The following is a 12,698-nucleotide window of genomic DNA, read 5'->3' as shown; positions in this document are numbered from 1 at the left end:
GGGAGCTTATGGATATTAAAGACATAAATATTGCGCTGCTAGAAAAGTGTAATTTTCTTTTAATGGTATTTGATAATAATAATCAGCTTAGTTATCTTTCTCCAAGGTGGTCAGAGCTAAATGTTGCAGCTAAAAAAGTACCCACCATTGAAAGCCTTTATGGCTGTTGTACTACTGAAAGCAAAGCTCTATTACAACAACAAATTCTCGCACTAAAATCGCAACATAATGAGTTAGACCAATTTGATATTGAACTAACATTAGCAACCGATTACTCCATTAAACTAAATTGTTGCTTACATAGTGTGCAGCAAAACCAGCGCCAATATATGGTTTTAATTTTTAACCAGCACTTTGCCCAAGTGTCGTCTGTTATTAGCAATAACGAATTACAAACCATCATAGAAAATGCCGGCGAAGTTTTAAAAGTGGGTTATTGGCAACTCGACTGTAACACAAGCCAATTATTTTGGACCGATGAAATTTACACCATTCATGGTGTTTCACCCAGTAACTATTCCCCTGAACTAGACACAGCAATAAATTTTTATCATGAAGACGATAAACCCAAAATAGCCCATGCGGTCGAGCAAGCTCTTGCGAGCGGGCAAGGGTGGAGCTGTATAAAGTTGCGTGTTGTAGGTAACGATCAACAAGAGCGCATTGTTATATCAAGCGGCAATGTATCAAGAAATAAAAACGGTGCAATCACTAAGTTGTATGGCATTTTTCAAGATATATCGGGGAGTGAAAAAATCGCTCTAGAGCGGGACTTTTTAGTTACCGCACTCAAAGAAACTACGGTTGGGATGGTGATTGCCGATAAAGACAAGCGCGTTATTTGGGTAAATGGCTCATTTGAAAGAATAACAGGCTATACACTCAATCAAGTGGAAGGTAAAAAACTAGGTGCTATTTTACAAGGTGAAAAAACTGACGCCAACACAATAGAGCAACTTAAAATTCATCTTAAAAAAGGCATCCCTATTACCACCCGAATTTTAAACTATACACAAAGTGGGGACCCCTATTGGAATGAACTGGCCATATCACCCATTTTTAGAGACGGCAAAGTGGCTTATTACTTTGCTGTACAAAACGACGTAACCAAAGAAATAAACATTGAGCATAAACTGATCGCGCTTAACACCAGTTTAGAGCAACGTATTCAGGCGCGTACTCAAGAGCTCTCTTCACTTAATAAAGAGCTAGAAAAACAAGCAAATATAGACCCACTTACAGGCTGTTTAAATAGACGAACTTTATACAGATCACTCAGCGATGAACTATTAAAAACACAAAATAAAAACACCTATATTTCGTTATTAATGCTCGACATAGACCATTTTAAAGCAATAAATGATAACTATGGTCACGAAGCTGGCGACTTAAGCTTAAAAGAGCTTACCAATACATTACGCGCTTTAACCAGAAAGCAAGATTTTGTATTTCGCCTGGGCGGTGAAGAGTTTTTAATTATTATGCCCAACACAAACAAAGCAGAAGCTAAGCAAGCCGCTGAGCGAATAAAACACGCAGTAAATGAACATAAAGTTTACTATCGCAATTTTAATATTAGCTTTACGGTAAGTATTGGGCTACTTACTCATGATGGCTCTATCAGCTTACAAAACAGCTTAAAATATGTTGATGACTATTTATACGAGGCAAAAACGAAAGGCCGTAATAGAATTGTTGATTGAGCAGTTTTAAATCAATTAGCAAAAACTGTTAAGGTCATATAAGCTAACTACTTGAGCATAATAATTTAATTGCATTTTACGCTAGCGCATCCATTATTATTTTTATTCAATTACTCATTGTTAGGCATATCAAAAACAAGGTTACATAATGATAAAAGCGTCAACACCTGAAGATGAACTATCACGGCTAAAAGATTTATATGAGTATGACGTTTTAGACACTGAAGCTGAGAAATCCTTTGACGACTTAACCCAGCTTGCATCTGATATTTGTGAAACGCCAATCTCACTAATAAGTCTTGTTGATCCCGACAGGCAATGGTTTAAATCAAAGCAAGGTATTGATGTAGACGAAACCGCACGGGATATCTCGTTTTGTTCTCACGCAATTTTAGAAAACCAAGTGTTCGAAGTTCAAAATGCACTTACTGATACCCGCTTTCACGATAATCCCTTGGTTACAAACGACCCAAATATTCGCTTTTATGCAGGTGCACCTCTTATAACTCCTAGAGGCAATGCTATTGGTACGTTATGTGTTATTAGCGATAAACCAAAAAAGCTCTCAAGCAAACAGATAAATGCACTCACGGTTTTGAGCAAAGAAGTTATTGCGCAATTAGAGCTTAGACTTAATAATAAAAAGCTAGTGATGGCATTAGAAAAACAAAAAGCACACAATAAAGAACTAGAAAAGTTAAAAGAAGAAGCTGATACAGCCAATAACACAAAAAGTAAATTTTTGGCAAATATGACTCATGAGTTGAGAACCCCATTACATGGGATTTTAAATTTAGCTGAGTTTGCCATATCAGAAGGCACAACAGAGGAAAAAGATAACACCTTAAAAAGTATATTAAAGTCAGCACATTACTTATCAAATATTGTAAACGATATTTTAGACTTTTCTAAAATTGAGGCTGGTAAATTAGAGATTGAACATATCAACTTCAATCTTAATGACGTTATTAGCGATGTAATAAAACCCCAGTTACAGCAAGCGTCTGCTAAAGGTATAAAACTTATTAAGTCGGTAGATCCTAAAATAGCAGAGAATTTAAAAGGCGATCCTCTTCGGGTTTCGCAAATTTTAAATAACTTGTGCTCAAATGCGATTAAATTTACCAACTTTGGCCAAGTAGAGCTGAAGGTAAGTGTTAAAAGCACTACATTACAAACACAAGTACTCACCTTTGAAGTTATTGATACAGGGCTTGGAATTAATGAGACTGTTCAAGCGCATTTATTTAAAGAATTTCATCAGGCAGACTCATCGACCTCAAGAAAATATGGAGGTACAGGTTTAGGCTTATCAATTTGCGCTCGTTTGAGTGAGTTAATGCAGGGGCACCTTAGCTTTACCAGCAAAATAGGTAAAGGCTCGACGTTCACTTATGAGCAAAGCTTTGAGATTGCTTTATTGCCATCAATACCAAAACAGAGCACTGAGTTAACAAACCTGCAAGGTTGTACTGTTTTAGTTGGTGAAGATAATAAAATAAATCAGCTTATTATTGTTAAAATGCTCAAAGCCCATAATGCTAATTTAATTATTGCAGAGAACGGTAACGAGTGTGTCCAGTACTTTAAAGAGCACCCGGTAGACTTAATTTTCATGGATATACAAATGCCTGAAATGGATGGGATAAAAGCTACTCAGGCTATTAGATTGCTTCCTACAGGTAAAACCGTTCCAATTATAGCTATGACAGCAAATACCTTAAAACAAGACATTGAGCATTATTTAGATATTGGTATGGATGGCTACTTAACTAAACCGTTTGATAAAGCTAGACTCAATAGCTTACTCAATGTTTATAACCCTAGAAACCTTAACCTAAAGAACTTAGCAGTAAAAATTAGCGATCCTAATATTTCTAGTAACAGGAAGCTAAACCAAATATGCAAAGAGTTAAAAGCACTCATTCCCGGTGCAAATCGAGTCAGCCTGTGGCTATTTAATAAAGAATACAGTGCATTAAATTGCCTAATTTGCCTTGATGAAAATAATGACGTGTCCAATGGCACTGTTTTAACTGCAGAAGACTCACCTGCTTATTTCAATTATATTTTAACCAACCAAGCACTCGACGCCTCCGATGCTAGAAACAACGACGTAACTAAGCAGTTCACTAGCTCTTACTTTGAGCCACTCGATATATACTCTTTACTTGATTACATTTATATACTTGATAACAAACCGTTAGGTGTTATTTGTTGTGAAAGTGTAGGCTCAAAGATCACTTGGAGCCATACTGATAAAGAGTCGTTAATCAAAGTCGCAGACGTTACTAACTTGTTTTTATCAAAGCAGATTGAATCCACATAACAAAATACACTCAAAAAAAATTAATGACTAATTATTAATTCACTCTCTATGCAGCTAACACCCAGGTTAACGTTGTTAGCTGCCTACAAGCTTAGGTATAATGATCTATCTCGGCTGTGTTTATTAGCCTCTAAATTGGACCATCTCCCATGAAAAAACTATCTGCTGTGCAAGTAAAACAACAAGCACTCGTCCTCAATGTTGCTGATAAAATAGAAGCGCAAGGCCGGGCTGAAATCCCAGGCATGCTGCAATGCTGGTTTGATGTGGAATATCATTTATTTCCAGGCTCTTTACTGATGTGTTTTCAGTTTGAAAACCAACAAGCATTAACTGCTGCAGAGCCTGATTTATTAAAATGGCAAAAGCGTTTAAGCGCTGCCATGCTTAAAAAAGGCGTGATTTTAAAAGATATGCGTAAACATTTAGTGTTTACCTTAAAAGGGCCGGACGACTAAACCACTTATAGCGAAAGCACACTCTACTTTGGTGTGCTTTCCAAATTAAACTCATTAACGTGCTTAATTAGCTCTGGGAAAAACGCCAAAAAAAGCCCATCTAGCTCATTGTAATGGCGGCATATATCTTCTGCAGCGCCAGAAAAAGTATTAGTAAAGCGAATTCGTTTAGCAATATTATCAAGCGCCAGCCCCACTCCATCAACGCTTTCGTACTCTTTAAACCAATCGTTTTGCATCATACTAGTTACCACACGTTGCATTCGTGTAGGCATTACAGGTATACGCTTATCCAAAAGCCCATAACTGGTATGCTTAAAATCAATTAGTGATTGATTATTAAACTGTCGCCAATGCTGAATAAGAAAATGATCAAACACCACATCAACAGCCACGCCTGCAAAGCGCCTGCGCTTGGCTGAAAAAAGCTGTTTAGCCTCTTTAACTAAAGGATGTGCGTCAGTAAATTTATCCACTAAATAATGATTATCAAGCGCGCTTTTAACGGTTACCGGTATATGCGCTAACTGCCTTTGACCACCAAAATCTCCCAACAAATTCCCAAAGTGAGAATCAGCCGTAGGCTGTGCTAAATAAAGGTGGGCTAAGTAATTCAAGGTGATCCTAGCAGTTGATCAAAGTAATAAAATAATAACGCAGTTTTGAATAAAATTCATTTTAGAGAAGAACAGTTTCATTTAGCTTTATTCTTCGAAACTATCCAATCCAATTACAATTGTATTTTATTAATTCAGTAAAGAGTCAGGCCAATTTTGTTATCACTGTTGCTGCATTTTTTCGGTGCTGCATGAGTCATAAAATACCTTGCTTAGCCTTTAATACTAAATGCTATTTTTCATTGTAACCAAGGCTAATTACGTATTATGACAACGACTTTATTAAGCAATTCACAGCAAGTCGCACTGCAACAAGCACTATTCAAGAGTAAACTGTTAAACAGTGCTAATTTAAAGAGTGATAACCCACCATCACTTGAGCACAAAGCCTATAGCGATATCGCCGTAATGCTCTATCGCTTTAATTTACAAAAATTAAAATGGTCATCTTTTTTAAAAGCAGCCATAAGCGCAGCAAATAATGTATGCCAATGGTTAGCCAGTGAACTTGTCAGATGCCAGCAAAGCTACAAAGCCCAATCTGATGAAGCAGTAAGCGTTGAACAAAGTGCATTTTTTTGTGGCGTTTTTAGCGAAGAGCTCGCCTATATTGAGGGTTTGCTAGGGAAAGAAGATCACGCAGATTAAAAGCTAATAAACGTTTTAGATTAGGGTCTATTGGCCTTTGCGGATTAATATTTGTTCAAACTAGGGACAATTTAACCGCGGCACGAGGTTTGTAACCTAGTGGGCTAAGTAAAAATCGCAAAGCTTCCGCGTCCTGCTCACGCCCCTTACCACCATTCATGTAGGCAACAAAGAGTAAATCGCCCCCGGGTAACACCCTTTGGGCAGCGCGTGTTTGGTATTTATGCGCGTTATCAGATATTTATGAGGAATAGCCTCGCACCACAGGCTTAGTATTGCCTAGAAAAACAAACACACCGCTGAAGATTTAACCTCTAAAAACAACTGGCCCTAGTCTCTATCTTGTTTTCTTATACTTACTATTTTGCTTTTGTTACTTTGTTCCTCTAGTTTTTATCTAACGCAAAACAAATCACTCACTATATTCACAATAACTGTGGGATACGAAAGGAATAAATGATGAGCCGAATTCCCTTTTTAACACTGATAGCGAGTTTAATTATAAGCTCGAATGGAATGGCTGTTGAAAAAGCCGATATGATCTTAACAAACGCAAAAATTCACGGTCATGAAAACGCTAATGCTATTGCAATTTATGATGGAAATATCTTGTTCGTAGGTAAAGCATCTGATGCTAAAAAATATAGTAATCAAAAAACTGAAGTTATCGATCTCGAACATGCGTATGTAATGCCCGGTTTTATTGATAACCATAACCATGTATTTGAAGCTGCTTCTGAAGCGGGTGGTAACTGTGAGCTCAGTATGAGTGCTACACTTGAAGGCCAAATTCCTTACTTAAAAGCTTGCAGTAAAAATAGCAAGTCCAAAGGGTGGCTGATGGGATATGGTTTTTCGTTAGATGCCATTATCAATGAATATAATACTCAAACACCTTTGGAGGTGATCGACCGTATTTTTCCTGTTCGTCCTGTTGTGATAATGGAGCAAACTTCACATTCAATGTGGGTCAACTCTGCAGCACTAGAACTTGCAGGTATCACTAAAAATTCACCTGAGCCACAAGGCGGAAAGATTCTTAAAGATCCAGACAACGGTGAACTTAACGGCATCTTATTTGATAATGCTGGCGATATCGTGATGGAGATGGCCTGGAACAGTCTAGAGGATCAATTTGAGCAAAGCTATGACGGCTTAATAGCAGGTCTTGAAGAATCAGCATCATATGGCATTACGACTATTGGTGACGGACGGCTCTATTGGAAACGCGGCTGGTATGAAGTATGGAAGCAAGCAGAAAAAGACGACAACTTAACTGCCCGAGTATCAATGCGCCCATGGATTTATCCTGCCGATTCGATGGGACCTCAGTTGGCCTTTCTGAAAAAAATTCAATCAAGTGATACATCTAGCCTGCTATTAGTTGATCAAGTAAAAATATATAGCGATGGTATTACGATCAATGGCACAGCGAAAACGTTAGCACCGTATTTAGATACTTACATACCAGATGAACCTTACGGTATTAATTATATTTCACCTAGCCAAATAAAAACTTGGTTAGATGCACTGGATAAAATCGGTTATAGCGCACATATTCATGCGATTGGAGACGGGGCTGTTCGTGAGTCGCTTAACGCAGTTGAACATGCGCGCGGTAACGGTTCAACCAAGCCGTACACTCTTACCCATATTGAGCTTGTAGACCCAGAGGATGTCAATCGCTTTGCTAAGTTGAATGTAACCGCTGATTTTCAAGTCGGTTCTGAGTACGTTGTTACTCATGATCTTTCATGGGCTAAAATCTTTTTAGGTGCAAAAAGAGCCAACTCATTGATGAACCTTAGAGCTATCTTTAATACTGGGGCGAATTTAACACTAAGCAGTGACTGGAATGTTCATGAGTTAAATCCGCTTGTTGGTATCGCTAATAGTCTAAGAATGGGGAATACGGGACTTCCTAATATAAAAGCTGCTATTGATGCATATACCATCAACGCTGCAGTGAGTCTTGGAATAGAAGACATTACAGGCTCTATTAACGTAGGAAAATCAGCAGATTTTGCTATTTTAGAGAAAAATATTACACGTTTGTCTCCCGATGATATAGCAAAGACGAAACTCTTAATGACTGTATTGCAAGGCGATATAGTATTTAGCGCTGAAGAGTAAATAATTAAGTGCAGAGACTGAGCTACACCTTTTAATAAAATACAGCGGGTCTTCCTTTTGGCTTTAATTATGTAACCCTACAGTAAAATCAGAATCGATTTAAGTGGGTTTTCCGCTAGAGAAGTAGGGTCACTCATAGATTTTATAACGAGAGCTCTAGCTAAAAGAGGAGTAAACAGAAATGAGTCAGTAGAGCTCACTTATTTGGCTTTTCAAAAGGGAAAGTCAAAACTCAAGGCCTGAGCTCACAACTGAGTTGTGCTATTGCTATGGCTAAGCCCTGCATGTAACCTAGTTAAGATTTTTTCAAACCAGTCAATCAGCATGTACAAGCGTAAATTATTTTATTTTGGCCTAACCACCGCGTTTATTTTATTTTTAGCATTGCTAAGCACTGCTATTTCTGCACACTTGACGCGTGAAAACTTACACCAAAGTAATATTGCACAGTCGTTACTGGTAGAACACGAAAAGTTATCGAGTATTTCATATCGACTGTTTAAACAACTCACAGATGAAATTATTTTTGGACGAAATGCTAACCAAGCTTATGTTCGAAAAAAACAAAACTTAATTCAGCAGTCTATCAGTCAAATACGAAAACTAGAGCAGGAACAACGTGATGCGCTTGGCCTATCTTTTACAAAAGGAAGCGTAGAAGATACCGATGAACTGGTAAGACTGATCGATGAAATAACCGTTGAGTTTAGGGCCGTAGTAGTTAGTGACAATAAGGCTCCGCTCAGTCAGCAAGCACAGCTTCGCCGACTGCTAGAAGTAACTATTGATGACCAATTTAGAGAAGCCATTAATTCTGCTGTTTCCAGACAAACTCATGTTGTAGCTGCAATTAACGCTCGAATTGATGCTCTCAACACCACTATTTTATGGTTTGCATTAGGCTTAGGAGCATTATCCATACCACTGATACTGTATGGCTGCTACTGGCTTTTTAATCAGCTGTATCAACCCCTTATACTGATTGCAAATGCAACCAATTCTATTGCTCTTGGTCATTATCAAAAACCCATATCGGTTACGCTAGATGATGAATTTGAAGAGCTTGCAACATCAATCAACCAACTCGCTTTAAGGCTTCAAGCTCATGAAGAAAATGCGGCGAAGTCACGAAAACAGTTAGAATTAGAAGTAAAGCAGCGCACCAGTGAACTCACTGAAGCAAATTTACAACTCACCAAAATTGATTCACGCCGCCGTCAATTTATCGCTGACGTTTCACATGAGTTACGAACCCCATTAACAATTATTCGTGGCGAGGCACAAGTCACCCTAAGAATGCACTCTGTTTCTGAAGATGACTATAATCAAACTTTAAGTTCCATACTTGAGCAAGCTGTAAATTTAAGCCGCTTAGTGGATGATTTATTGCTACTCACTCGTGCCGAGATGAATCAGCTGAATTTAGAAGTGGCGCCCGTGCAGATAATGCCATTACTTCAGTCAGAAGTCGCAAAATGGAAAAAGCTTGAGGTTAACCGTGCGATCACATTAATAGCAGCGCCTGATTTAAATGACGTGATTGCCACCATTGATAAACAAAGATTACAGCAAGTACTTTCAATCTTGATTGACAATGCCATCAAATATTCAAAAGCCAATCAAGCAGTAGAAGTATCACTAACAAAGTCTGATTCATTACTGACAATTGCAATTAAAGACAATGGCGAAGGCATATCAGCCGCCGAAGTTGATAATATATTTGAACGGTTTGTCCGATTTAGTAAACATAATGAAGGGCTCGGGCTCGGTCTTCCTATCGCAAAAGTGATTGTCGAGGCTCACGGCGGCAGTATAGTGGTAGAGTCATCTCAAGGGCAAGGCTCGATATTTTCAATCATTTTACCTATTGAGGACATAACATGAATATACTGTTGGCTGACGATGAAGTGCCTCTTCTTAATTTTTTATCACGAGGCCTTAAGGCTGAAGGCTACACATGCACAAGTTTACATGAACTTCATGAAGTGCTTCCGTCAATAAAGAAAAACGCACCACAAATAGTGATTCTAGACAGGCTGTTTGGTGCTGCCGATAGTCTATCGATACTAGAATCAATAAAAACATTACCTAACCCACCGATGGTATTAATGCTAACAGCTTTAGATGAAGTGCCTGAACGTGTCAAAGGCCTTGAAATGGGGGCTGACGATTATCTGTGTAAACCATTTGATTTCGATGAGTTATTAGCTCGGGTATTAGCGTTGAAACGACGCATGAATGCCCCCCAACAAACAGTACCACCAACCATACGCGTTGGTAATTTAGAGTTAGCATTACAAGAGCGAATAGCGTTACTCAATGGTGAAGAATTAGCACTGACTAAAATAGAGTTTGAGTTACTACTATATTTTACTGAAAACCAAAATAAAGTCCTTTCAAGGGAGCGAATATTAAGTCGCGTATGGCAAACCTATAGTGACCCTAACACCAATATCATCGATGTTTACGTCAGCAGATTAAGAAAAAAGTTAGAAAAAGATCCCTTATTAGTGATCCAAACATTACGCGGTAATGGTTACCGTATTGGGTTAAAGTAGCGCGAACTAACAATTGTTAGCTCGTGCTTTGCAATAGCTTGATCACTTAACAATTGGTGAAAGTAATTTAGGATTTTGAACCAAATTACGTACACCATGAGCATGGTCTTCATTAAATTCATTATCATCACACCATTTACCCACACTGTTAATATCAACAACAGCAACTTGGGGTCTAACACTCCAGCTAACTTGTAATGGTGATGCTTTTTCATTATATCCAGGTCCGGTTGTTGAACCTAAGTACTCAACTGCTACTCCCGTATTAATAGGTATATTTGGCGCTTGGTAATAGCCATTAACTTGCTCAATGTCCGTGAGATCATCAAAATCCAGTGCATACTTATCGTTTGCTAACACAATAACCTGCCCTTCAACTCTAAGACTTGGATTCATTGTGCTTTCAGTTAAGCATGCACCAAGCGTTGGTGCAGGTTTAACTTGCGCTGAAGAATACACAAAATGTACCTCAAGTGTGTCACCAACCTGAAGTGAATTGCCCTTGGCAGCGCATATTTTTGCTTTAACAGGTGCTAACTGTGCAGCAGTTAACTTTCCATTATAAACGTAACCGGTATTAGTACCTTTGCCGTCACCATTTCCAGCATAAGTGGTAAATTCCCCCCCTTTGTGTTCAGCGTTTTTATGGAAATGGATATTACATAAATTTAGATTACTGCGATTAGGCGCTTCAGCAAAATTACGTAAATTAGTGCCATAGTCTTGATCAATATCGCGAGGCGACTGCGGGCCAAACCCCTTACCCTCAGTATTTTTTTGTAACATCTCTCGTTGTTCAGCAATAACACTGTCAGCGACAGATTTGGCATAAACTGTACCTGTTGTTAAAACCATTGCAGACAAAGCAACAGCATAGGTACTGTTGCAAAAAATCAGCTTTTTCGTATTGGTGGCTTTCATTTTCATTCCTTATGTATAACTTGAACAATGAATGTGAGGCAGTAAATTTAAATTCATTATTCCAATGCATTGCTTTATTACTCGCCACACTCAAACTTAGCTGATAGCACCGTAATAAAAGTGTGATAGCGAGGGCATGCAACCATTACTATGATATTTACTCAATCCGTTATAAAACTAACTGCCCCACAAATATAAATTGGGCTATGGATAGGTATGTTATTGAAAATATCTAAAAAAGACTTTGCGGGAAGATTAAAATTAGATTAAAAATAGTATGTAATATAAACAAATTCTGTATTTTAAGGTCTATCGGTTTAGAGCTTGCTACTTGCTAAAGCCAAGCTTTAATCTCACGTTTACCTCCCTCCTCATCACGCCCTGAAAATAAGCAATTAAGGCCAAAAGGGGTCAAATAGAATAAAAAGAGCCACCCTACACGCTATAAATATTACAAAGTTATTAAATTATAATTTAGAGAAAAAACAAAAACACTAACTCTCACCTACATGGTATTAGTCACATCAATATCGAACAATCACAATATAAAAGCATAAGCTCATGCAATATGGTTTGCAGAGCGCTTATCACAACTGGCTTTTATATATGGCGAATGCGCACAAGATTTAAACACTGTAATGCTACTAAGCGATAAAACCGTTTATGCGGTTACAGGCATGCTCGATAATGGCTTTTGGAGTAAAAAAGAAGGGTAAGTGGTTTACTAAAGGTCGAGATGCAATCCCTGATGCACTATAAAGCGAACATACTAAAAAGTACGCTGTGCATTTACGTGGCCCGCTTGCTGAAGTGCCTGCACTTAAAAATCAGCAATTACAAATTTTACCTATGGGTAACGCATTTTTAGATAAAAAAGGTGCAATGGTCAGCTACCGCATAACTTTTAATAGCAAAGCTGTTCAAGGCGCCAAAGTAATCAATAAGTTAGTAAACGACCCAGATCAAGAGCCAATAATTAATAGTGGTGACGGCTTAGTCACATTGCCACTGCATAACCAATGCTTAAACGTAATAGCCGCAATCTACGACGAAAAAAGCACGAATTTAAATGTATTTGATAAAACCGAGCATTTAGCCACACTCTCATTTGTTTTACCCCATGCCGCAGAGTAAACGTTAAATACAGTCAAGTCAGCTCAATTCCTTACTCGCTGGCTGACTTTTCATTCTCAATTATCACTGTTTAGCCCTAAGCGGTGATAATTTAAAAAGTAGTCTTGAAAACCTAACTATTTAATAAAAAAACAACCCAAAAAATCACACTTTAATTTATAAAATATTAATCATTAAAGTCGGGGAATTATAATAAA

Annotated in this window: 10 protein-coding genes; 8 read left to right on the top strand and 2 right to left on the bottom strand. The window is 38.0% G+C overall.

The genetic code is table 11. From position 1 onward, the window contains the following. The first annotated feature begins 8 nt into the window (after positions 1 to 8). The 3 genes from AC27JR_RS06465 to AC27JR_RS06455 all read left to right on the top strand — a co-directional run bounded on the left by AC27JR_RS06465 (position 9) and on the right by AC27JR_RS06455 (position 4,490). Positions 9 to 1,703 (top strand): GGDEF domain-containing protein, encoded by a 1,695-nt coding sequence (locus AC27JR_RS06465; RefSeq protein WP_487173116.1) that lies wholly within the window; start codon positions 9 to 11, stop codon positions 1,701 to 1,703. Positions 1,704 to 1,851: 148 nt separating this feature from the next. After that, positions 1,852 to 4,032, top strand: coding sequence for a GAF domain-containing hybrid sensor histidine kinase/response regulator (locus AC27JR_RS06460; RefSeq protein ID WP_487173115.1), 2,181 nt, complete (start codon positions 1,852 to 1,854; stop codon positions 4,030 to 4,032). Between the two features lie 149 nt (positions 4,033 to 4,181). After that, on the top strand, positions 4,182 to 4,490 hold the full coding sequence (locus AC27JR_RS06455; RefSeq protein ID WP_008115106.1) for a hypothetical protein: 309 nt from the start codon (positions 4,182 to 4,184) through the stop codon (positions 4,488 to 4,490). Between the two features lie 23 nt (positions 4,491 to 4,513). Here the strand turns inward: AC27JR_RS06455 and AC27JR_RS06450 are convergent, their stop codons facing one another. Beyond that, the gene (locus AC27JR_RS06450; RefSeq protein ID WP_487173114.1) at positions 4,514 to 5,107 is read right to left on the bottom strand and encodes an acyl carrier protein phosphodiesterase; all 594 of its coding nucleotides are present in this window, start codon (positions 5,105 to 5,107) and stop codon (positions 4,514 to 4,516) included. Between the two features lie 267 nt (positions 5,108 to 5,374). On the opposite strand from AC27JR_RS06450, the gene AC27JR_RS06445 reads away from it, so the two are divergent. The 4 genes from AC27JR_RS06445 (at position 5,375) to AC27JR_RS06430 (ending at position 10,446) form a co-directional block, all read left to right on the top strand. Next, entirely contained in the window at positions 5,375 to 5,755 is a 381-nt protein-coding gene (locus tag AC27JR_RS06445) for a hypothetical protein (RefSeq protein ID WP_487173113.1), read from the top strand. Between the two features lie 456 nt (positions 5,756 to 6,211). Next, positions 6,212 to 7,888 carry an amidohydrolase gene (locus AC27JR_RS06440; RefSeq protein WP_487173112.1) on the top strand — a complete coding sequence of 559 codons (1,677 nt, stop codon included), beginning with the start codon at positions 6,212 to 6,214 and terminating at the stop codon, positions 7,886 to 7,888. Positions 7,889 to 8,212: 324 nt separating this feature from the next. Beyond that, complete coding sequence (locus AC27JR_RS06435; RefSeq protein WP_008115097.1) at positions 8,213 to 9,772, top strand: sensor histidine kinase; 1,560 nt, start codon at positions 8,213 to 8,215, stop codon at positions 9,770 to 9,772. Continuing rightward, the gene (locus tag AC27JR_RS06430) at positions 9,769 to 10,446 is read left to right on the top strand and encodes a response regulator transcription factor (protein ID WP_008115095.1); all 678 of its coding nucleotides are present in this window, start codon (positions 9,769 to 9,771) and stop codon (positions 10,444 to 10,446) included. Before AC27JR_RS06435 ends, AC27JR_RS06430 begins: the two co-directional genes overlap by 4 nt. Positions 10,447 to 10,488: 42 nt before the next feature. On the opposite strand, the gene AC27JR_RS06425 is transcribed toward AC27JR_RS06430, so the two are convergent. Further along, positions 10,489 to 11,367 carry a delta-class carbonic anhydrase gene (locus tag AC27JR_RS06425; RefSeq protein ID WP_487173111.1) on the bottom strand — a complete coding sequence of 293 codons (879 nt, stop codon included), beginning with the start codon at positions 11,365 to 11,367 and terminating at the stop codon, positions 10,489 to 10,491. Between the two features lie 783 nt (positions 11,368 to 12,150). On the opposite strand from AC27JR_RS06425, the gene AC27JR_RS06420 reads away from it, so the two are divergent. Further along, positions 12,151 to 12,501: a hypothetical protein gene (locus AC27JR_RS06420; RefSeq protein ID WP_487173110.1), complete on the top strand. Its 351-nt coding sequence runs from the start codon at positions 12,151 to 12,153 to the stop codon at positions 12,499 to 12,501. The last annotated feature ends 197 nt before the right edge of the window (positions 12,502 to 12,698 follow it).

It is taken from the genome of Pseudoalteromonas sp. NH0006-26 (assembly GCF_057552415.1).
The sequence above is the reverse complement of the archived record's forward strand: the minus strand, read 5'-3'. Positions and strand labels throughout refer to the sequence as shown.

Excerpts from the sequence above, each read along its gene's own strand:
- AC27JR_RS06465 (WP_487173116.1), top strand. The coding sequence starts at position 9 with ATGGATATTAAAGACATAAATATTGCGCTGCTAGAAAAGTGTAATTTT.
- AC27JR_RS06460 (WP_487173115.1), top strand. The coding sequence starts at position 1,852 with ATGATAAAAGCGTCAACACCTGAAGATGAACTATCACGGCTAAAAGAT.
- AC27JR_RS06455 (WP_008115106.1), top strand. The coding sequence starts at position 4,182 with ATGAAAAAACTATCTGCTGTGCAAGTAAAACAACAAGCACTCGTCCTC.
- AC27JR_RS06445 (WP_487173113.1), top strand. The coding sequence starts at position 5,375 with ATGACAACGACTTTATTAAGCAATTCACAGCAAGTCGCACTGCAACAA.
- AC27JR_RS06440 (WP_487173112.1), top strand. The coding sequence starts at position 6,212 with ATGATGAGCCGAATTCCCTTTTTAACACTGATAGCGAGTTTAATTATA.
- AC27JR_RS06435 (WP_008115097.1), top strand. The coding sequence starts at position 8,213 with ATGTACAAGCGTAAATTATTTTATTTTGGCCTAACCACCGCGTTTATT.
- AC27JR_RS06430 (WP_008115095.1), top strand. The coding sequence starts at position 9,769 with ATGAATATACTGTTGGCTGACGATGAAGTGCCTCTTCTTAATTTTTTA.
- AC27JR_RS06425 (WP_487173111.1), bottom strand. The coding sequence starts at position 11,367 with ATGAAAGCCACCAATACGAAAAAGCTGATTTTTTGCAACAGTACCTAT.